At 59.3% G+C, this 16,777-nt stretch carries 24 protein-coding genes and 1 tRNA gene; 9 read left to right on the top strand and 16 right to left on the bottom strand.

Annotated features, from left to right (window positions below; all coding sequences use genetic code 11):
- Positions 1-20 precede the first annotated feature (20 nt).
- From HMPREF2822_RS02095 to HMPREF2822_RS02085, 3 genes are read left to right on the top strand one after another with little or no spacing between them, the layout of a single operon-like run.
- Positions 21-887 (top strand): plasmid pRiA4b ORF-3 family protein, encoded by an 867-nt coding sequence (locus HMPREF2822_RS02095; protein WP_070520262.1) that lies wholly within the window; start codon positions 21-23, stop codon positions 885-887.
- Positions 888-919: 32 nt separating this feature from the next.
- Entirely contained in the window at positions 920-1,309 is a 390-nt protein-coding gene (locus HMPREF2822_RS02090) for a GtrA family protein (RefSeq protein ID WP_070520260.1), read from the top strand.
- A gap of 2 nt (positions 1,310-1,311) precedes the next feature.
- Positions 1,312-1,767: a GtrA family protein gene (locus tag HMPREF2822_RS02085; protein WP_070520257.1), complete on the top strand. Its 456-nt coding sequence runs from the start codon at positions 1,312-1,314 to the stop codon at positions 1,765-1,767.
- Here the strand turns inward: HMPREF2822_RS02085 and HMPREF2822_RS02080 are convergent.
- From HMPREF2822_RS02080 to HMPREF2822_RS02070, 3 genes are all read right to left on the bottom strand, one after another.
- Entirely contained in the window at positions 1,764-2,669 is a 906-nt protein-coding gene (locus tag HMPREF2822_RS02080; protein WP_070520256.1) for a galactofuranosyltransferase GlfT1, read from the bottom strand. The two genes, HMPREF2822_RS02085 and HMPREF2822_RS02080, sit on opposite strands and share 4 nt — an antisense overlap.
- Positions 2,670-2,729: 60 nt before the next feature.
- On the bottom strand, positions 2,730-3,188 hold the full coding sequence (locus HMPREF2822_RS02075) for a hypothetical protein (RefSeq protein ID WP_070520255.1): 459 nt from the start codon (positions 3,186-3,188) through the stop codon (positions 2,730-2,732).
- A 147-nt stretch (positions 3,189-3,335) separates the two neighbouring features.
- On the bottom strand, positions 3,336-3,728 hold the full coding sequence (locus tag HMPREF2822_RS02070) for a hypothetical protein (protein ID WP_070520254.1): 393 nt from the start codon (positions 3,726-3,728) through the stop codon (positions 3,336-3,338).
- Positions 3,729-3,914: 186 nt separating this feature from the next.
- Between HMPREF2822_RS02070 and HMPREF2822_RS02065 the strand changes: the two genes are divergently transcribed.
- Together HMPREF2822_RS02065 and HMPREF2822_RS02060 are read left to right on the top strand one after the other, a co-directional pair.
- The gene (locus HMPREF2822_RS02065) at positions 3,915-4,520 is read left to right on the top strand and encodes a GNAT family N-acetyltransferase (protein WP_070520251.1); all 606 of its coding nucleotides are present in this window, start codon (positions 3,915-3,917) and stop codon (positions 4,518-4,520) included.
- Between the two features lie 63 nt (positions 4,521-4,583).
- Complete coding sequence (locus HMPREF2822_RS02060) at positions 4,584-5,474, top strand: Fic family protein (RefSeq protein WP_070520248.1); 891 nt, start codon at positions 4,584-4,586, stop codon at positions 5,472-5,474.
- Here the strand turns inward: HMPREF2822_RS02060 and HMPREF2822_RS02055 are convergent.
- Positions 5,471-6,268: a galactan export ABC transporter ATP-binding subunit Wzt/RfbE gene (locus tag HMPREF2822_RS02055; RefSeq protein ID WP_070520246.1), complete on the bottom strand. Its 798-nt coding sequence runs from the start codon at positions 6,266-6,268 to the stop codon at positions 5,471-5,473. The genes HMPREF2822_RS02060 and HMPREF2822_RS02055 overlap by 4 nt on opposite strands.
- A gap of 12 nt (positions 6,269-6,280) precedes the next feature.
- The gene (locus tag HMPREF2822_RS02050; protein WP_070520410.1) at positions 6,281-7,132 is read right to left on the bottom strand and encodes a galactan export ABC transporter permease subunit Wzm/RfbD; all 852 of its coding nucleotides are present in this window, start codon (positions 7,130-7,132) and stop codon (positions 6,281-6,283) included.
- Between the two features lie 196 nt (positions 7,133-7,328).
- Here HMPREF2822_RS02050 and HMPREF2822_RS02045 point away from each other — a divergent pair, with 196 nt between their 5' ends.
- Positions 7,329-8,540 carry an aminotransferase class V-fold PLP-dependent enzyme gene (locus HMPREF2822_RS02045; RefSeq protein ID WP_070520243.1) on the top strand — a complete coding sequence of 404 codons (1,212 nt, stop codon included), beginning with the start codon at positions 7,329-7,331 and terminating at the stop codon, positions 8,538-8,540.
- On the opposite strand, the gene HMPREF2822_RS02040 is transcribed toward HMPREF2822_RS02045, so the two are convergent.
- Both HMPREF2822_RS02040 and HMPREF2822_RS02035 read right to left on the bottom strand, forming a co-directional pair.
- Positions 8,537-9,493, bottom strand: coding sequence for an NAD(P)H-quinone oxidoreductase (locus HMPREF2822_RS02040; RefSeq protein WP_070520242.1), 957 nt, complete (start codon positions 9,491-9,493; stop codon positions 8,537-8,539). The genes HMPREF2822_RS02045 and HMPREF2822_RS02040 overlap by 4 nt on opposite strands.
- Before the next feature lie 15 nt (positions 9,494-9,508).
- On the bottom strand, positions 9,509-10,405 hold the full coding sequence (locus HMPREF2822_RS02035; protein ID WP_070520241.1) for an NAD(P)/FAD-dependent oxidoreductase: 897 nt from the start codon (positions 10,403-10,405) through the stop codon (positions 9,509-9,511).
- Between the two features lie 146 nt (positions 10,406-10,551).
- Here HMPREF2822_RS02035 and HMPREF2822_RS02030 point away from each other — a divergent pair.
- Together HMPREF2822_RS02030 and HMPREF2822_RS13450 are read left to right on the top strand one after the other, a co-directional pair.
- Positions 10,552-10,639: transfer RNA gene (locus HMPREF2822_RS02030), tRNA-Ser, on the top strand.
- A gap of 352 nt (positions 10,640-10,991) precedes the next feature.
- Positions 10,992-11,132 carry a type II toxin-antitoxin system Phd/YefM family antitoxin gene (locus HMPREF2822_RS13450; RefSeq protein WP_168163677.1) on the top strand — a complete coding sequence of 47 codons (141 nt, stop codon included), beginning with the start codon at positions 10,992-10,994 and terminating at the stop codon, positions 11,130-11,132.
- A 79-nt stretch (positions 11,133-11,211) separates the two neighbouring features.
- Here the strand turns inward: HMPREF2822_RS13450 and HMPREF2822_RS02020 are convergent, their stop codons facing one another.
- The 5 genes from HMPREF2822_RS02020 to HMPREF2822_RS13275 all read right to left on the bottom strand — a co-directional run bounded on the left by HMPREF2822_RS02020 (position 11,212) and on the right by HMPREF2822_RS13275 (position 13,632).
- Positions 11,212-11,481, bottom strand: coding sequence for a type II toxin-antitoxin system RelE family toxin (locus HMPREF2822_RS02020; protein ID WP_070444336.1), 270 nt, complete (start codon positions 11,479-11,481; stop codon positions 11,212-11,214).
- Positions 11,482-11,490: 9 nt separating this feature from the next.
- The gene (locus HMPREF2822_RS12870; protein ID WP_369815736.1) at positions 11,491-11,745 is read right to left on the bottom strand and encodes a prevent-host-death family protein; all 255 of its coding nucleotides are present in this window, start codon (positions 11,743-11,745) and stop codon (positions 11,491-11,493) included.
- A 57-nt stretch (positions 11,746-11,802) separates the two neighbouring features.
- The gene (locus HMPREF2822_RS02015) at positions 11,803-12,558 is read right to left on the bottom strand and encodes an NAD-dependent deacylase (protein ID WP_070520240.1); all 756 of its coding nucleotides are present in this window, start codon (positions 12,556-12,558) and stop codon (positions 11,803-11,805) included.
- A gap of 4 nt (positions 12,559-12,562) precedes the next feature.
- On the bottom strand, positions 12,563-13,294 hold the full coding sequence (locus tag HMPREF2822_RS02010; protein WP_070520235.1) for a DUF1648 domain-containing protein: 732 nt from the start codon (positions 13,292-13,294) through the stop codon (positions 12,563-12,565).
- Positions 13,295-13,491: 197 nt separating this feature from the next.
- Positions 13,492-13,632: a hypothetical protein gene (locus HMPREF2822_RS13275; protein WP_158014566.1), complete on the bottom strand. Its 141-nt coding sequence runs from the start codon at positions 13,630-13,632 to the stop codon at positions 13,492-13,494.
- Between the two features lie 252 nt (positions 13,633-13,884).
- Here HMPREF2822_RS13275 and HMPREF2822_RS02005 point away from each other — a divergent pair, with 252 nt between their 5' ends.
- Positions 13,885-14,199, top strand: coding sequence for a DUF4288 domain-containing protein (locus HMPREF2822_RS02005; RefSeq protein WP_070520233.1), 315 nt, complete (start codon positions 13,885-13,887; stop codon positions 14,197-14,199).
- A 243-nt stretch (positions 14,200-14,442) separates the two neighbouring features.
- Here HMPREF2822_RS02005 and HMPREF2822_RS02000 read toward each other — a convergent pair whose 3' ends face one another.
- From HMPREF2822_RS02000 to HMPREF2822_RS13270, 4 genes are all read right to left on the bottom strand, one after another.
- Positions 14,443-14,679: a type II toxin-antitoxin system RelB family antitoxin gene (locus HMPREF2822_RS02000; RefSeq protein WP_042528789.1), complete on the bottom strand. Its 237-nt coding sequence runs from the start codon at positions 14,677-14,679 to the stop codon at positions 14,443-14,445.
- 33 nt (positions 14,680-14,712) lie between these two features.
- Entirely contained in the window at positions 14,713-15,714 is a 1,002-nt protein-coding gene (locus HMPREF2822_RS01995) for a ThiF family adenylyltransferase (RefSeq protein WP_070520230.1), read from the bottom strand.
- A 21-nt stretch (positions 15,715-15,735) separates the two neighbouring features.
- Positions 15,736-15,951 (bottom strand): hypothetical protein, encoded by a 216-nt coding sequence (locus HMPREF2822_RS01990; RefSeq protein ID WP_070444330.1) that lies wholly within the window; start codon positions 15,949-15,951, stop codon positions 15,736-15,738.
- Positions 15,952-16,017: 66 nt separating this feature from the next.
- Positions 16,018-16,777 (bottom strand): hypothetical protein (locus tag HMPREF2822_RS13270; protein ID WP_232755540.1); only part of this gene is annotated, 760 nt, incomplete at its 5' end.

Here is a 16,777-nt window from a genome sequence, read left to right as displayed (position 1 = left end):
AAATGCGTATGGTGGGGCACATGAGCTCACAGGTCACAGATTTGGCGCAGGTCCGCGCCAATCGTGGTGAAACCCTCCTGTGCCAGGTATCCAATGTTCGCGCAGAAGCAGAGGTTCACCGCCAGATCGGTTTCTCTGACGCGCTCACGTTGGAAGAGCTCCACCACATTCTTGAAATCTGCTTCGGGCTGCCGCAAGAGGATTCACCGTGGCACTTCTTTGAGCACACAGATGCCCGCGGCCAGCGCATCGATCCGAGCCATACCGTGCGCGAATTCTTGAGCCGCGAAGGCGAGCAGGTTGATTACGCCTGGGGGCTGTGGGACTTCGAAATCGTTGTGGTGGAGACCTACCCGCGCGATAGCGGGACGCCGGAGGCCCTGTGTGTGGGCGGTTCCGGTTCTTTCCAGACCCCCTTTGATCTCACCGCCGTGAATGCGGAGCTCACGGGCCAGGAAACCATCGATGAGGTGTTGGATCTTGTCATTAGTCCCGTCCACGCGCTGATTGAGAGAACCCGTCTCTACGACTTCGTTCCGCTCCTCCAAGCACTGGATCTGAAGCGTGAGGTAAGCATTGATGCTCAGGCGTACCGCCAGCTGCGCACCTTGCCGCGCGAGGTGACGAATGAGGGCAAGGATGCTTTCTGGTCCATGGCTCTGGCACTGTCCTGCATGGGCGGGCGCGAGTTGACTGATTCCGTCGTAGAGACCGCCATGGCCGCTCTGGGCTGGGTCGACGATGACGGTGAGGAATTACGCGGTTCGGCGATTCGGGAGCTGTGCTCTGCGTCGCTTAAGGTTTTGTCATCCCTCGGCGCCTATGGTGAAGATGCCGTCGCGCCCGTGGATCGCCTGGACATTTACCGCGCCCTTATCCGCGGGTAAAGTATTTCGCCGTGACTGAACCTACCTCTAGCATGAAGACCCAACTCGTGCGCTTCGTGTCCGTCGGTGTTTTCACCGCCGCGATTGATTACGGCCTGACCCTCTTCCTTACCTACTTGGGTCTGCATCGCTCCCTGGCGAAGGCGATTGGCTGGGTTTTCGGCACCATCGCCGCCTATGTGGCCAATGCCCGGTGGACTTTTGGTGCCCAGGTTTCCGGCCGCACCGCCGGTGCCGTGGGCTTGCTGTACCTGTCCACCTTTGCAGTGCAAAATTTCCTGTATTGGGTGCTTAATGCCCCGCTGATCAGCTTGGGCTTTGAAGGCGCGGTCAAGGACACCATCGCCTTCGTCATCGCACAAGGCGTTGCTACGGTGACCAACTTCGCCATTCAGCGCGCCTTCATCTTCAAAGGAAAGTAGCCATGCCCGGTCGCGCCGAACGCCTCTCACGGTCGAATTCCCTGCAGGCGCAGGGCGCGAAGTTCGCGATCACGGGAGCCATTGCCGCGCTTATCGACGTCTCCCTGACCTGGCTCTTTCAAATTGGCTTAGGGGTATTCGGCGATGTGGCCTCGCGGACCGTAGGCTTTGCCGCCGGCACCTTCGTGGCTTATTTATTGAACCGGCGGTGGACCTTCAACGCGCGGGCATCGAAGCGCCGCTTTGCTGCCGTGTTTGCCACCTACGCCATGACCTATGCGATCAACATTGTGCTGTATCGCTGGGCTTTCCCCTTCTTTGATCACACGCTGGACTGGCCTTCGTCCTGGGCGCTGGCGGTCGCTTTCGTGATTGCCCAGGGCACGGCAACGCTTATCAACTTCTTTGTGCAGCGGTGGGTGATTTTCCGCAGCACGCGCAAGTCCTTTGAGGTTTAGGGCCGGCGGAAGTCTTCCTTGCGGCCGCGGTTGTGCAGGCGCAGCCACTCCATAAAGCCCTTCACGTCATGCTGCTGAACTAGGAAGAACCAACCAAAGCGCGCGAATTCTTGCGGCAGCAGCTTGCGCATGCCGCGCTGCCACAACAGGTAGCCGCGGTTGCGGTAGGTAAAGAAACGCTTGAACTCGCCCTCCGGGTATTGCGTGTGCATCTTTCCGCCGAGGATGGGCTTGAACTCATCGGAGCCATCCGGGTGCAGGTAGCTCGTGGTCAGCGCGGTGCCGAAGTTTAGGCCCGAGTTGACCAGGCGGCGGTGGTACTCCACCTCATCACCGCGGATGAACAGGCGGTAGTCTGGGACGCCAATGATCTCCATGGCTTCTGCGGAGATGAGCGCGCCGTTGAACAGGGAGGCGATGCCAGGGAGAAAATCACCCTCCAGCTCGCTCATGTAGCGCCGCCACACCAGGCCCTGGCGCAGGGGAAAGGCCAGCTTGGCGGGCTCATTGATATTGCACACGGCGGGGGAGACTTCGTGGAGTGCGTGGTTTTCCGCAACACGGTAGAGCTCCTCTAGCACCTGGTGGTCGGCGGGCCGTCCGTCATCATCCGCACACCACACCGCATCCGCGCCCAGGGCCAGAGCCGTCAGGAATCCCAACGCGAAGCCGCCGGCACCGCCCAGATTGGTTTCGGAAGGCACGTAGACGCCGCGCTCGCCGGCCAGTTCGTGGAGGAGCTCCTTCACTGCTGCTTCCGCACCGTTATCCACCACGATCACCCACTGCACCGGGTGCGTCTGGTTCACCACCTGCTCAAGGGAGGCGCGCAGCAGCTCCACGCGCTGGTGGGTGACGATCACAGCGGCCGTTGTTCCGGCCTGGGACAGGGTGGCAGTCATGGGTTCTATTGTGCCACCCGCATGTGGCGCTCAGGTGCGTGACATGGAGGTGGCAAAGGTTTAGGCGTTGAAGCCCGGAACCTTGATGAAGCCGGAGTTCACAGCATTGACAACACCAGCAATGAGGCCCAGCACAATCGCGGCGATGGAGGTGCCAACGATGATCTCAGCGGTGGTGCCCACCGGGTATTCCTTGGCAGTGTCATTCTTCAGGGAAGACATGGCCACGTCCTTGGCGGAGCCGGCAGTCTCAAGTCCTTCCTTGATTTCTTCAGGGGAGCTGCTGCCCTCGCTGCTGCCCTTGCTGCTGATAGCTTCAGCGCCCTTCTCAATGCCGTAATCCACGGAGGAGGCGAAGCCGTCACCGCCGACGAGTTCTTTGCCACTCTGCTTCAGAATGTAGCCAAAGACCTCAGCCTCGGAGACCTCAGAGGAACCCTTCTCAGCAGCAGTAGCCGGGGCGATGGACAGGGACAGTGCAGTGGTGGCGGCAACGGCAGCGACGGTGAAACGCTTCATGGAGGTACTCCTTGGAAGAAAGGTAGAGAAAGTGAAAGTAAAGAAAATGATAAAGAAGCGAAGGCTAAAAGTATGCGATATGGAAAAGCTCCAGCCCTCAAAGGACTGGAGCTAGAACTTCAAAGCTAAAAGCTTGATGCGTTCAAATTAGAACGGAAGGGAAGCGCCCGGGATCAGGCCGTTCTGAACTGCAGTGTAAGCAGCGCCGAGGACGGCAGCGGCGATGCCAACGCCCCAGAGGATGTCAGCGGTGGTGCCAGCAGCGTAGCCCTGCTTGAGATCGTTGTCGTAGGAAGAGCCGTAGAATTTGAACCAGTCCTTGGAGGAGTTGGTCGACCATTCTCCACCTTGAGCCTTAGAGCTGATGTCTGAGGAACCCTCATGCGGATCAGAAACACCATTGGCAGCAGCGGCGCCGAGAAGGTCAAGAACTCCCGTGGCTACCTGGACGTCATCGGAGTTAGTTGCAGCAGAGGCAACACCAGTGGACAGGGACAGTGCGGTAGCGGCGGCAACAACGCCAGCAGCGAAACGCTTCATGATAGGGCTCCTTAGAGTTAAGAGAGAACGGTGCCTGTGATTCAGGCTCGCGACAATTTTAGCTTGAAAGGAACTAAGAAAAAGAGCAAATAGAAAAAGTATCTATCGTGATTCACCCATACAGGGGTATGCATTCTTCCAGCGCATGGGCCCATTGACGAGTTCCGCACACAGTAGAGTGACCTTATGACCGTACGAAGCGTTGAAGAAATGTGGGCTCCCTTTCGAGTTTCCATCCACGTGGGTGACCTGACCCTGCGGGTGCTGCGTGATAACGACATCGCTGCGATTCATGGTGTCACTGCCGCCGAGATTTTTGGTGAGCCGCTACCGGATTACACGTTTCCGTGGTTGAAGCAGAAGCCTGATCCAGGTTTCCGGTGGGCGCACCGCGCGCAGATGTCCCCGGAAGAATGGTCGCTCGACTTCGGAGTGCATCTTGATGGTGAAGTCATTGGTTCTGTGGATCTGCGGGCGAAGAGTTTTCCCGATAACCATGAGGTCGAAACTGGCTCGTGGATCTACCACCGCCTTCAGGGCCGCGGGATAGGTACGCAGGTTCGCCACGCCGCTGCGGTCTTTTGTTTTGATTACTTGGGTGCGCGCACGTTGCGCTCCGAATGGGAGCCGGGGAACGAGGCGTCGCAGGCTGTATCACGCAAGCTGGGGTACACCATCGAAGGCAATAAGGCCGTGCTGAGCAAAGAAGATTACCAGCCGGGGCCGGAAGTGATTGTGGCCGGGATGAGTGAGGAACTGCGCGAGCTTTTGGGAGCAAACTACGCAGTATGACGAATGATTCGTGAAAATGGGAGAGTATCGACTCGTTTTCACGGATACTTGTATAATATTGGCATGCTTAACGCGCGGACCGCCTCAAAAATTGACGCTCTTCTTGATCAATATGCAGCGTTGCGGGAGGACAACTCCGAGGCCATTGCAGAGATAGCACGCGCAGAGGTAGCGGAGTCGGTGTATAACTCGAACGCCATTGAGAATTCCACGTTGACTTTGGAAGACACCGAGAACATCTTGGCGGGGTTCACCACCAGAGCGCACGATTTACGGGAAGTCTTTGAGGCCAAAAACCTGGCGGACGTGACTGAGGAACTTATTCGGGGCGTCGGTAAGCTCGATGCAAACCTCATTCTGCGATTGCATGGCATATTGCTTCGCGGCATCAATGACGACTGGGCGGGGCACTTTCGTCGAAGGGGGGAGTGGGTTCGCGTGGGCGCTCATATGGGGGCCAACCCTGAATACGTGGACAGGCTGGTGGACACAGCCATTGCCGAATACTACGAGGACACCAGCTTCTTTGTTGACCGAATCGCGCGGTTTCATGCGGAATTTGAAACCATCCATCCTTTTTCAGACGGCAATGGGCGCATCGGGCGCGTCATTATCAATCAACAGCTCTTGGAGCTAGGGGCACCGCCCATCATCATTCCGAACAAGGGAAAAGAGCGCCACTATTACCCTGTGTTCCGTGGCTACCCAGTTAGTGGGGACTTCTCTGCGCTGAGCACGCTCATCGCGCGGCAACTCGTCGAGTCCCTACACAAGCGCATAACGCTCATGACCGCGCCGAAGGTGATTCGCCTAGCGGAATGGGCAAAGGCTAATGGCGTTTCTGGGTCCGCGGCCGCCAATAAGGCGGCGCGGGGTACCATCCCGGCCTTCCGGCAGCGCGGAACGTGGATGATTGATGCGCAGTATGGCAGTGACAACAAAGGCCGTGGCTAGGCGTTCTCCTCGTTGTCGAAGCGCTTGCGCAAGTCCCGCACGTACTGGCCCACCTCGGGGCCTTCGTATTCGCCGACGACCTCGGAGACCTCGCCCACCGAGCGAATCTGGCCGTGGTCGATCCACAGGGCGGTATCGCACAGCTGCGCCAGGAAGTCGTTGGAGTGGGAGGCAAAGACCAGGATGCCGGAGCGCTTCACCAGGTCCTGAAGACGGACGCGGGCCTTGGCCATAAAAGCGGCGTCGACGGCGCCGATGCCTTCGTCGAGAAGCAGGATCTCCGGCTCAATGGAGGTCACCACGCCCAGCGCTAGGCGCACGCGCATACCGGTGGAGTAGGTGCGCAACGGCATGGAGAGGTAATCACCCAGCTCAGAGAATTCCGCGATCTCATCCATCTTGGCCTTCATCTGCTTGATGGTCTGGCCCAGGAAGAGGCCGCGGATGATGATGTTGTCGTAACCGGAAACCTCCGGGTCCATGCCCACGCCGAGGTCAAAGACGGGGGCCACGCGTCCGCGCACGTTGGCGGCGCCGCGGGTGGGCTCGTAGATACCGGAGAGCAGGCGCAGCAAGGTTGTTTTGCCCGCGCCGTTGTGGCCGACGAGGCCGACGCGGTCGCCCTCACGCAGGTGGAGGTTGATGTCCTTGAGCGCTTCCACCATGACCACGTTCTGGTCATTCTTGCCAATGGAGCCACCGGCCGTGGAGAGCATCGCCTTCTTGAGAGAGCGGGACTTGGCATCAAAGATGGGAAAGTCCACGCAAGCGTTATACGTATCAATGGAAACCATGGACGATCCTTTCTAGACCCAGTAGGAGACGCGGAAGCGCCACTGGCGCATGGCCAAGCCGGCGATGAGCAGGCCGGCGACGGTGCAGCCGATGACGATGAGCCAGTGATAGCCGGCGACGGGTTCACCAATCATGGGGGCGCGGATGATCTCCATGTAGTGATACAGCGGGTTGATCTCAGCGATGCGTGCGCGGCTGGCCACGGCACCTCCCTGATCCTTCAGGGTGTTGGTCATCCACACGATCGGCGTGACGTAGAAGAGCAGCTGGGTTAGAGCCTCCAGCAGCGGGGCAACGTCGCGGAAGCGGGTGGCGATGATGCCGAAGAACATGGCCACCCACACGCCGTTCACCAGGAAGAGTGCCAGTGCCGGGATGAACAGGAAGAACTCCCAGCCCAAGTGGCGCGGGAAGATAAGAATGAGCAACAGCCAGATGATGAGGTTGTGACCCAAGAAAAGGGTTTGCCGCCAGACCAAGCGGTAGACGTGCACCGACAGTGGCGCGGGCAGCTGTTTGATTAGGCCCTCGTTGTCGATGAAGACCGTCGAGCCTTCTTTGATGGCGCCCGAAATGAAGTTCCACATAATCAGGCCCACGGTCACGTGGGGCAGGAACTCCGCCACGGGGATCTGGAAGAGCATGGAGTACAGCAGGCCAAGCGCCGCGGCCATCACGCCGGTCGCGATGGTGATCCAGAACGGACCCAGCACCGAGCGGCGGTAGCGCTGCTTGATGTCTTGGATGCCCAGCTTGAACCACAGCTCGCGCTGGCGAGCGCCTTGCAGGAGATCGGCGAAGGCCGCCGACATGGTCATGGAACGCGAGGCCGGCTCCTCGCCGGGTGCAGGCGCGGAGGTCATGCGGGCGACGTCGTCACGCAGGTTTTTCTTGTCTTGCACGCCCTTCACCCTAGCGCGCACGTCCCACAAACACCTACACACACGCCCGTAACCTGGGAAAACACGGGCGAGCTGGGAAAACCGAGGGTTAGGAAAGATTCAGGTGGGGCGTATAGAGTAGGGGGCGTTCATCCGCATCGGAAGGAAGGGTTGAAGCATGACGGAACAGTATGACGTCGCCAGCGTGCGAGGTCTTTACACTGGTCTGTCCGATGGTTGGACCTACCTGAACGCGCATGCCGCGCCGCAGATTGCGGAGCGCGTGGCCTCTGGTGTTGCCCGTTCTTTCCGCATGTCCGCCACGGTGAAGCCGCTGGAGGACGCCGTGGGTGCGCACTCGGCGCACAACGATCCGGGGGAGCTCCACGCGGCAGACATGTATGCCTCCGCGCGCCGGGCGGTGGCGGATCTCACGGGTGCCACGGCGGAACGGGTCATCCTGGGCCCGTCCTTGCCGGTGCTTTACCAGTCCTTGGGCGTTGCACTGCGCCCGCTGCTGCGCCGCCAGTCTTCGGTGGTGCTCTCCCGCTTTGATTCGCCGGAGATGACACGCGCGTTTGAGCACGTGGGTGCTGATATTCGGTGGGCGCAGCCGGATTTGGGTACGGGCGAGCTCCCAGCCTTCCAGTACGCCGATCTGGTTGATGGCTCGACGCGATTCGTCGCTTTTTCCGCCGCGCACGAGCTGCTGGGCACGGTCACGCCGGCCTCGGACATAGTTGATGCGGTCCATGAGCGTTCGCGCGCATGGGCGCTTGTCGACGTCTCATCGATCGCCCCCTACCGTCTCCTCGACTTTGATGCGATTGGGGCAGACATTCTTGGTGTGGATGTGGGCGCGCTGGGTGGCCCGCAGATGGCGGCGCTGGTCTTCCGCGATACCGCGATGTTCCGCCGCCTCGATGAGATTGTCGTTGGCCCGGTCTCCGCGGGCTTGGCGGGTGGCGTTGGGCCCTTGGTGGATCATCTGGCAGAACTTGCCGGCGGGGAGCGCGGTTCGCGCCGCGTGCGCCTGACGCGTTCGATGGAAGCCCTCGCGGGTTACATGGAGGATCTCACGGGGGATCTCTATAGCTTGTTGGGCACGCTGCCGGCCGTTCACATCCTTGGCGTGACGGGGGAGGCGGCTGCCGACGCCTCCGATGACCGCCTCCCGCGCCTGACCTTCGCCGTGCGCGATGTGCCTGCGGACGTGATCCACCGCCGCCTCTTCGATAATGGGTTGGTGACTACCATCGCCCCGCACACCCCACTGCTTACGGAGATGGGTGTGGAGGAGGTTGGCGGTGCCGTCACGGTTTCGCTGAGCCCGTTCAGCACGTACCACGACGTAGAGCACCTCACCCGCGTCGTGGCGTCGCTGGCTTAGACCTCGAGGACGAGCTTGCCCGTGACCTCGCCGGAGTCGAGGGCTTTGTGGGCTTCGGCGGCGCGGGCAAGCGCATACGTCGCGTGCAGGTGGTGCTTGACGCTGCCGTCTTCCAACCAAGGCCAGACATTTTTGACGGTGTCCGCAACGATGGCGGCCTTGCCCTCCAGCGAGCGGGAGCGCAGCGTGGTGCCCTGCAGGGTCAGGCGCTTGTTGAGGAGGATGGCCATGTTGAGCTCGGCCTTCGTGCCACCCTGCATTCCGATGGTGACCATGTGGCCGCCCTTAGCCAGCGCGATGAGGTTCTTCTTGAGGTACTTCGCGCCCATGATGTCGAGGATGACATCGCACTGGTTCTTCAGTTCCTCGGCGAAGTCCTGTTCGTTGTAGTTGATGAGGATGTCCGCGCCGAGTTCCTTGCAGGTCTCGAGTTTTTCGTCCGAGCCAGCCGTCACCGCGACGGTGGCGCCGAGGTTTTTCGCCACCTGGATGGCGAAGGTGCCGATACCGCCCGCGCCGCCGTGGATGAGGATGGTTTGGCCCTTGTTTAGTTTCGCCTCCATCGCGATATTGGACCACACGGTGCAGGCCACCTCGATGACGGAGGCGGCCTCGGCAAAGGAATAGCCGTTGGGGATGGGCAGCAGTTGGCCCTTGGGTACGGCGACGTATTCGGCATAGCCGCCGCCGGCCAGTAGCGCGCCGACCTTGGAGCCAACCGCGACGTCGGTGTTGCCGGCGTCGACGACTTCGCCTGCGGCTTCGAGGCCGATAATCTCCGAAGCACCCGGCGGCGGCGGGTAGTGCCCGCGGGCCTGGAGCAGGTCGGCGCGGTTTACGCCGGCGGCTTTGACTTTAACGAGGACTTCGCCGGCAGCTAGTTCTGGTGTGGCGACATCCCCCAACTCCAGCGAGTGCGGGTCGTCCAGATTGGTCTGAATGATGGCTTTCATGCCACACCACCGTACTTAAATCCAATCATCCTCGACCAGGAAGGCATTGACCGCGATGGCTGCGGCGTTGGCTTCGCCCATCGCTACCGCGACCTGTGCCGGTGGGTTGACCACGTTGCCCACCGCCCAGATGCGCGGGTGGCTGGTGGCACCGGCGAGGCCCGTTTTGATCAGGCTGCCGCCCATGCCCGACGGCGGGCTGTGGCGGTCAAGGTTGAGGTCAGCGAGAAACTCATCGTGCGGGTGAGGGACAGGCATGTAGAACAGTGCATCGACGGCATGGGTTGTGCTCCCAACCAGGACTTTTCCGTCCTGGAAGGCGGTGACGGGGCCGTCGACAAGCGCAATGCCCCGCCGGGTCAGGTCAGCGCGCTGTTCCTCGGTGAGCTTCATGCCGTTGGTGAAGAAGGTGATGTCCTTGGACCACTGGCGCAGGAGCGCTGCATGGTGCAGGGAGAACTCGCCGATGCAGAGAACACCGAGTTTCTTGTCGGCGACCTCGAACCCGTGGCAGTAAGGGCAGTGGAGGACTGTATCTGCCCAGTTTTCTTCGAGTCCCGGGATGTTTGGATGTACGTCGTCCACACCGCTGGCGACGATGATGGAGCGGGCCGCGACGGTATCTCCATTACTCAATGTGGCGGTGAGTGTTCGGTCATTATCGGTGACGGAATCCACGGTGGTGTTGACGATCTGTACGCCGTAGTTGCGCAGCTGCTCCTTACCGCGCTCCTGGAACTCGAGTGGTGGTGTGCCCTCGAGGGCGATGACACCATGGATTTCGTGGGCGAAGCGATTGCGGGGAGTGGTGGAATCAACAACGGGGACACTGCGGCGGGCGCGGACCATGACCAGTGCTGCCTGAAGGCCGGCCGCGCCACTGCCGATGATGAGGGTATCGACTGTCTGCATAGGCCCGAGTAAACCAGAGCAAGGTATATGCGGCAATGGCTTTCAGTAGGTTGCGCTTTGCACAACGTGATGAGCCGAATTCTTCTCCCGCGGCGGAGTCTAGTACTCTGAATGTGTTGCGCGCGGTGCATGCTGACGCGTGACGAGGAGGCGTGGCAGAGCGGCCGAATGCACTGGTCTTGAAAACCAGCGTGGGGAAACTCACCGCGGGTTCAAATCCCGCCGCCTCCGCCAATTGTTTTGGGGGTCATTTGTAGCGGCTTTGCTTCTGTCCCATGCGGCTGTAACGAAGCTCAGAACGCATCCTGCCAGTAGGAATCCGCTAATTTGCAGGTGGGTGGCCGAGTTTCCGCCGCCGCCAGCCACGACGAGGAAAATCGAAAATGCAATCGCGACAAGGCAGTGGATGACCAACCGGCTATGCGCTCCAAGGTGGCATTGCGGCCAAGCTTTCTCGATAGCCCAGCTCACTGCTGCGAGAATGACATAAAAGACGATTCCCGCTAAGGCTCCTGGAACTAGGTAGAGCATGGATTCATCTCCTCTCGGGGGGAATAATGGTTGTGGTAAGGAAGGCGGTTTCGTGATGTCAGAGGATAACTATTCGGCGTGGGTAGAGACTGATTATCTTTTCGGCTCCCCAGTCAATGCTCGCCGGCTATTGGAGTCTTACGAGCAAGTGCTAGACGGAAAGGCTAAGGAGCACGACATCGATCTAGCTGTGTAAGAACTATCTTCCGATCGAAGTGGAGTATTCACCTTCTGGCAGGGTGGAACCGGTTTTGTTTATCTGAGAGGAATTTTACCTATTTCCGGTAAACATCTCGTCGGTGAGCAATGCGCAGGACGAGCACCACGAGTTTTCCGTCTAAGATTTCATAAACTACGCGATAGTGTCCGACTCGAATTCTGTACAGGTCGTCTGAGGCTCTTAGCTTCTTTACTCCATCAGGGCGAGGGGTAACGGCCAAGTCTTCGATTGCAGCAAGTAGTCGCCTCTGTGTCGGCCTGTCGAGCTTGCGTAGCTCCTTGGCTGCGGATGCCTTATAGGTGATGTGATAAGTGGAGTCAGCCATAGAAGGCGATTAGGTGAGTCCGAGTTCTTTTTTGAGGTCTTCGTGTGAAATCTCTACGGCTTCTCCTCGGGCAATCTCTGCGGTCTGAACATCCTCACGATCTTCTAGTGCTTCGACTGCGCGGGCGAAAAATGAAGGAGAGACGACAAAAGCGCGAATCCGGCTTCCACGACTAGTGATGGCGACGGGTGTGTGCTGTGCCTCTTCAAGAACTTGGCTTTGGGATTGGCGGAATTGGCTGGATGCCACTGACATCGTTTTCATACTGCAAATGTACATCTTGTACATTTCGGTGGGCAAGGGCCGCGGGGTTTCTGGTTGCTACTCGTCTTTGCCATCGATCCGCCCCGCCAAGATGCGAGGCAGCGCCTCCGCTGCGGTGGCGGTGACCACCACGCTGGCAAGCGGCGAGAGGTCCGTGGGCTGCGGGGTGACTTCCACGATGGGGATGCCGCGCGCGTGGGCAATCTGCGGCAGGCCGGCGGCGGGATAGACCACGCCGGAGGTACCCACAATGAGCAGCGCGTCCGCGGTGGACATGCGGCGTTCGGCCTCGGCCCATTCGTCGTTGGGCAAAGCCTCACCGAACCACACCACGCCTGGGCGTACGAGCCCGCCGCACACGGGGCACTCGGGTGGAGTGATGCTCTCGACCGGTTTCTTCGGCAGCGCAATGTCCTCGTCGTACGGTGTATCGCAGTCGGTGCAGCGGAAGGCGAATAGGGAGCCGTGTAGGTGGACCACGTCCTGGCTTCCGGCGCGCTCGTGCAGGTTATCGATATTTTGCGTGGTCACCGTCATGCCGCGTGCGGCAGCAATCGCGCGGTGCCCGGCGTTGGGTTCGGCCCGCTGCGCCAGCTGGGCGCGCCACAGGTACCAGGCGAACATGGGCTTTGGTTCATTACGCCATGCGCTTATCGACGCCATCGCGACCGGATCCACGTTCTCCCAGATGCCCGTCTGCGCATCGCGGTATGTGGCGATGCCGCTATCCGCACTCATACCCGCGCCGGTGAACACCTCAACGTGGGTGGCATCAGAAAGAATCGAGTGTGCGCGCTCAAACAGGTGCTCCATGCATCTAGAGTACGTCGATGAGCACGCAGAATGCTATGGATACGAGAAGGGCAATGCCCATGCGCCACAGGTAGCGCCGTCCCGGTTCGTGGGCGGTGTTGATCTGCAGCTTCGAAGGATTCGTGGAAAAGACTGCCATGCACATCGGGTCTTTAGGTTCTTTGTAGACTCCCATGCCACCGGCAAAGCGGAGTGCTTCGTTGCGAACCTGTTCATCATCGTCGGTTGGTATGGCTTTCACGGCCTTCGCAGATGTCAGCGTTAATCGGACGCCTTGAATCATGATGAACAGGGTGAAGGCTATCCACGCGGCCACGAGGAGAAAGCCCGAGAAGGGGATGTCCGGTACAACCGTGCAGACCGCGGTGAGGCACACGCAGGTCGTCATGGCGAACACTGTCTGGGCGATGAAGGTGGTGGTCTTTTCAGCGATCAGCTCCGCGCGCTGTGCGGTGACCTCGGAGAAAGGAAGCGCTGACTCCGCCGGAACCCGTGTTGTCTTTCGCGCCAGCGAGACCGGTGGCACGCACAACGGCAGCGCAATGGCGAATACAACGCCAATCCACACCAAAGCGGTGGCGTTGAAGAAAGACTTGGGTTCGAAGCGGTCCGGGTTGCCCGAGCCATCGAAGTGGACCGGGATGGGATCAGGCACCGAATCCCAGCGCAGCAGCATGTACCCCAGCGTGAGAGCACACACCACAGCGGTGGCGACGTAATACTGGCGGCTTCTCATGGCAGTAAGCTTACAAGGCGGCAGGCCGAGGACCTCTGCGAAAGGCGTCTGGCAAATGGCATCTGTCAAAAGGCATCTTTGGGATTAAAAACGCCATTTGCGCGGGGTAAAAGGCGTTTATGGCTCTGAAAACGCCTTCTGGTTGATGCCTTTTACAAGATGCCATGTGGGCAGAGGAGACTGAGCAGGGGTTTGGTCTATGTGTCGTTGTGCTCCTGCCAGGCATCGATGCCGCCGCGCAGTGAGTAGACGTTGCTGAAGCCGCGGGCGCGCAGGCCGTCGACTGCTTGCGCGGAGTAGAAGATGGTGACACCTGCAGCGGTAGCGCTATAGCGCATATCAGAGCCGTTGCGTTGAGGAAAGACTTCGGATCGAAGCGGTCAGGGATGGGACCTGGGGCCGAGTCCTTGCGCCGCAGTTTGGCCCCAGCGTAAGAGCACACACCGCAGTGGTGGCGACGTAATACTGGCGGGTCTGCATGACAGTGAGCTTTCAAGGCGGCCGGCTGAGTTTTCCGCGTTACATGGTCTGGGTGAGCAGGTAGAGTCGAGTCCAAGCTGACCTAGAACCGGAAAGGACAGTAGCCGGCAATGGAACCTTATGTTGGAATTGTCGTGATGGAGCTTGCTAAGAAGTCCAGTTCATCTGCCCAAAGCTTCTTCCGCGAGGACTTTTATATTGTGTATGCGGAGTCGGACGAGAAGGCTCGAGAACGCGTTGAAGCGATGGCGAACGAGCAGGCCGATGGTGAGGACGTGAAGGTACGGCACATCGTGGATGTCGCGCCAGCCCTCTATGGTTATGTAGACCGCGATTGTGATCTCTACTCGCGGCACTTTGCGAGCCTAGAGGACTACGAGCGTTTCGAGATGAAGCTCGGCGGAACCGACCCGCTGGCTGATTAATCGTAGACTTCGCGTCGGTGATCTAAGTCAACAACGGTGACCGTGACTGTGTTTTCGTATATTGCCGCGATAACGCGGTAGTCCCCGACTCACCAGTGCCACAGGCCGGATTTATCCCCCACGAGACGCTTGCCGCGCGAGCGCGGGTCTTCGAGTTCTGCCACTTCGCGAAGAAACCTGCTGACTCTCTTCTGCGTTGGTTTGTCTAACTTTCGGAAGGCTTTTGCACCGCGCGGCGTGAAGCTAATTCTCCACGCCACATTCAGCCTCTAGGTCTTCAAGAGAAATGGTCTCTAGCTCGCCACGGCGTGCGGCCTCGGCCTCGGCCTCCAGCGCATAGACGTATTCCAACTGGTCCAAGTAAGCGTCAAGTGCCTTTCGGAGGTAAAACGCGCCAGAACGTCCAGTCTTGGACGCCAAAGAATCAAGGCGCTCCTTTTGCTCTGCGTCAATACGCAAACTGATAACTGAACTACTCATGTAAACATGATTACACGAGGTGAAGTCCCATGTCTAGACCCCATCGCGATGAGATTCTTGCCAGGCATCGATGCCGCCGCGCAGAGAGTAAACGTTGCTGAAGCCGCGGGCGCGCAAGGCCTCGACTGCTTGGGAGGAGCGCAGGCCGCTGGCGCAGTAGAGGACGGCGAGGTCGGCGGGGTCGATGGGCGGGTTGTGGCCAGCGAGGATGTCATCGAGTGGGAAGTGCTGCGAGCCGGGAATGAGGGAGGTAGCGCGTTCGGGGGCGGTGCGGACGTCGATAAGCGTGGCGTCCTCAGGGATCTCGCGGACGTCGGTGGGGTTGTCGGGGCGCGTCGGGACGGCGCCGTTGGCGCGTACGGGGATGTATTCCCAGGTACCGGCGAGGGAATCGTAGTAGCCCAGCGTGCCGATGAGCGGGGTGCCGATGCCGGTGAGGAGCTTGAGGGCCTCCACCGCTAGGGCGGAGCCGGCCACGCCGACGACCGGTCCCATCACTCCGGCCTGTGAGCAGGAGGGTACCTGCGGGTCGGTGGGGAAGAGGTCCTCGTAGACCGGGCCGTGGCCGGAGTGGAAGACGGTGAGCTGCGCGTCGTATCCCAGCAGCGATGCCCACACGTGCGGAATGCCCAGCTCATGGGCGGCCCAGGAGGCCAGGTGGCGGGAGTAGAAGTTATCGGTGCCGTCGATGATGAGGTCAGCGCCGCGCAGTTGCTCCAAGGCGGTATCAGGCGTGAGGCGCGAGAACTGCTCGACGGTGCACTCGGGGTTGAGGGCGCTCAAGGCTTCAGCGGCGGATTCAGTCTTGGGCTGGCCCACGGTCGCCGTGCTGTGGATGACTTGGCGGTGCAGGTTGGAGAGGGAGACGGTGTCGTCGTCGAAAAGCAGGATGCGCCCCACGCCTGCGCCTGCCAGGTAGAGAAGGGCAGGCGAGCCCAGGCCGCCGGCACCGATGACGGCGACTGTGGAAGCGCGAAGTCGTTGCTGTGTGGAGGTTCCCCAGAGGGCTTCCTGACGTGCGTAGCGTGAACTCATTCTGAAGTGCTCCGAGTTTTCCTAGACTTTTGCCTTGATTTCTATTGTTTCCTGCAGTGGATTCTGATTAAAGAATTCGGTTTCAATCCCGGTTGGTGTCGATATTCTAAGCTCTGGCGGAATCGTGCTTCGTCCTACCTCGACGCTCACTCGAACGTCATGCACGCCCTTGATGGCCACCAGTGTGTTGACCTTGATGACGAGTTCATCTTTGTCAGAAATGTCGGCTAGGCGCATCAGCCAGGCAGTGGACTTGCGATTTCCATGCGAGGTAAAGAGCAGAAAATAAAGCTCTTCTAGGCATTATTCCGTCCGTTTATCGAAAGGGTAAATAGACATCGGAATTGTGTATGCACCTTTTGCAGTACCACCTTGCATAAGCTGGCTAAGCTTCGCGATATGCGCGCCATCCTTATCCGCAGCTGGGTCTTTGAATGTAAAAGAATGTACGCGAAGCTCCTCAGCACCTTCAATCGGCTGAGTCACGATATATAGATTTCCGCCGTCGATAGTTGCAGATACAGGACGGCGATCTGCGCCGATTAGCGGTTCAGTTTCTTTAACTTCCTGACGCTCGAGATCAAGTGCCACGATCGTTCCTCGACTCGTAAAGTACGACACGCTTCCTTCTTCGTAGCGAGAGGACCTATTTACGCCTGGTATCGGCAGCCTTTCGATATTTCCTTCGTGTTTTAAAGTTGGTTTTTCATTCGAGGTACCAACCGAGACAACATACGCACCACCAGTATCGTCAGGAAAAGAAATATATGATTTTTCTTTCCCACACCCAAGAGCAGAGAAGTATTCGGATGCGACTGTTCCGGCAGGTATATCAAGGCGAGATTCAGACAACAACCCGTCGACTCCCATACGCACAAGCGTTAAACCGCTTCCGTCATCTTCATCACGTTCTATCCAGACAGCTTTTTCATCAGTACAAGCCCTTAACGCGACTGGTCTCCTATCGCGAGTTACCGTGCTTGTAGATTCCTTAGTTGCGAGCACTATGCGGCTCGCATACGGACTATCGCTCGGACCTGACCCCTGTTTGGTAGACACCTGA

Origin of the sequence: Corynebacterium sp. HMSC062E11, assembly GCF_001811845.1 — a bacterium.
GTDB lineage: Bacteria > Actinomycetota > Actinomycetes > Mycobacteriales > Mycobacteriaceae > Corynebacterium > Corynebacterium hesseae.
This window is presented reverse-complemented; position numbering and strand designations above follow the sequence as displayed.

What these genes read in the sequence shown, in the direction of transcription:
- HMPREF2822_RS02000 (WP_042528789.1), bottom strand. Translation starts at nt 14,679, where the DNA reads ATGAGTAGTTCAGTTATCAGTTTGCGTATTGACGCAGAGCAAAAGGAG.
- HMPREF2822_RS02010 (WP_070520235.1), bottom strand. Translation starts at nt 13,294, where the DNA reads ATGAGAAGCCGCCAGTATTACGTCGCCACCGCTGTGGTGTGTGCTCTC.
- HMPREF2822_RS02020 (WP_070444336.1), bottom strand. Translation starts at nt 11,481, where the DNA reads ATGGCTGACTCCACTTATCACATCACCTATAAGGCATCCGCAGCCAAG.
- HMPREF2822_RS02075 (WP_070520255.1), bottom strand. Translation starts at nt 3,188, where the DNA reads ATGAAGCGTTTCACCGTCGCTGCCGTTGCCGCCACCACTGCACTGTCC.
- HMPREF2822_RS01995 (WP_070520230.1), bottom strand. Translation starts at nt 15,714, where the DNA reads ATGAGTTCACGCTACGCACGTCAGGAAGCCCTCTGGGGAACCTCCACA.
- HMPREF2822_RS02060 (WP_070520248.1), top strand. Translation starts at nt 4,584, where the DNA reads ATGCTTAACGCGCGGACCGCCTCAAAAATTGACGCTCTTCTTGATCAA.
- HMPREF2822_RS13450 (WP_168163677.1), top strand. Translation starts at nt 10,992, where the DNA reads ATGTCAGAGGATAACTATTCGGCGTGGGTAGAGACTGATTATCTTTTC.
- HMPREF2822_RS13275 (WP_158014566.1), bottom strand. Translation starts at nt 13,632, where the DNA reads ATGCGCTATAGCGCTACCGCTGCAGGTGTCACCATCTTCTACTCCGCG.
- HMPREF2822_RS02040 (WP_070520242.1), bottom strand. Translation starts at nt 9,493, where the DNA reads ATGAAAGCCATCATTCAGACCAATCTGGACGACCCGCACTCGCTGGAG.
- HMPREF2822_RS02055 (WP_070520246.1), bottom strand. Translation starts at nt 6,268, where the DNA reads ATGGTTTCCATTGATACGTATAACGCTTGCGTGGACTTTCCCATCTTT.
- HMPREF2822_RS02065 (WP_070520251.1), top strand. Translation starts at nt 3,915, where the DNA reads ATGACCGTACGAAGCGTTGAAGAAATGTGGGCTCCCTTTCGAGTTTCC.
- HMPREF2822_RS02035 (WP_070520241.1), bottom strand. Translation starts at nt 10,405, where the DNA reads ATGCAGACAGTCGATACCCTCATCATCGGCAGTGGCGCGGCCGGCCTT.
- HMPREF2822_RS02080 (WP_070520256.1), bottom strand. Translation starts at nt 2,669, where the DNA reads ATGACTGCCACCCTGTCCCAGGCCGGAACAACGGCCGCTGTGATCGTC.
- HMPREF2822_RS02085 (WP_070520257.1), top strand. Translation starts at nt 1,312, where the DNA reads ATGCCCGGTCGCGCCGAACGCCTCTCACGGTCGAATTCCCTGCAGGCG.
- HMPREF2822_RS02005 (WP_070520233.1), top strand. Translation starts at nt 13,885, where the DNA reads ATGGAACCTTATGTTGGAATTGTCGTGATGGAGCTTGCTAAGAAGTCC.
- HMPREF2822_RS02095 (WP_070520262.1), top strand. Translation starts at nt 21, where the DNA reads ATGAGCTCACAGGTCACAGATTTGGCGCAGGTCCGCGCCAATCGTGGT.
- HMPREF2822_RS12870 (WP_369815736.1), bottom strand. Translation starts at nt 11,745, where the DNA reads ATGAAAACGATGTCAGTGGCATCCAGCCAATTCCGCCAATCCCAAAGC.
- HMPREF2822_RS02070 (WP_070520254.1), bottom strand. Translation starts at nt 3,728, where the DNA reads ATGAAGCGTTTCGCTGCTGGCGTTGTTGCCGCCGCTACCGCACTGTCC.
- HMPREF2822_RS02050 (WP_070520410.1), bottom strand. Translation starts at nt 7,132, where the DNA reads ATGACCTCCGCGCCTGCACCCGGCGAGGAGCCGGCCTCGCGTTCCATG.
- HMPREF2822_RS01990 (WP_070444330.1), bottom strand. Translation starts at nt 15,951, where the DNA reads ATGCGCCTAGCCGACATTTCTGACAAAGATGAACTCGTCATCAAGGTC.
- HMPREF2822_RS02045 (WP_070520243.1), top strand. Translation starts at nt 7,329, where the DNA reads ATGACGGAACAGTATGACGTCGCCAGCGTGCGAGGTCTTTACACTGGT.
- HMPREF2822_RS02090 (WP_070520260.1), top strand. Translation starts at nt 920, where the DNA reads ATGAAGACCCAACTCGTGCGCTTCGTGTCCGTCGGTGTTTTCACCGCC.
- HMPREF2822_RS02015 (WP_070520240.1), bottom strand. Translation starts at nt 12,558, where the DNA reads ATGGAGCACCTGTTTGAGCGCGCACACTCGATTCTTTCTGATGCCACC.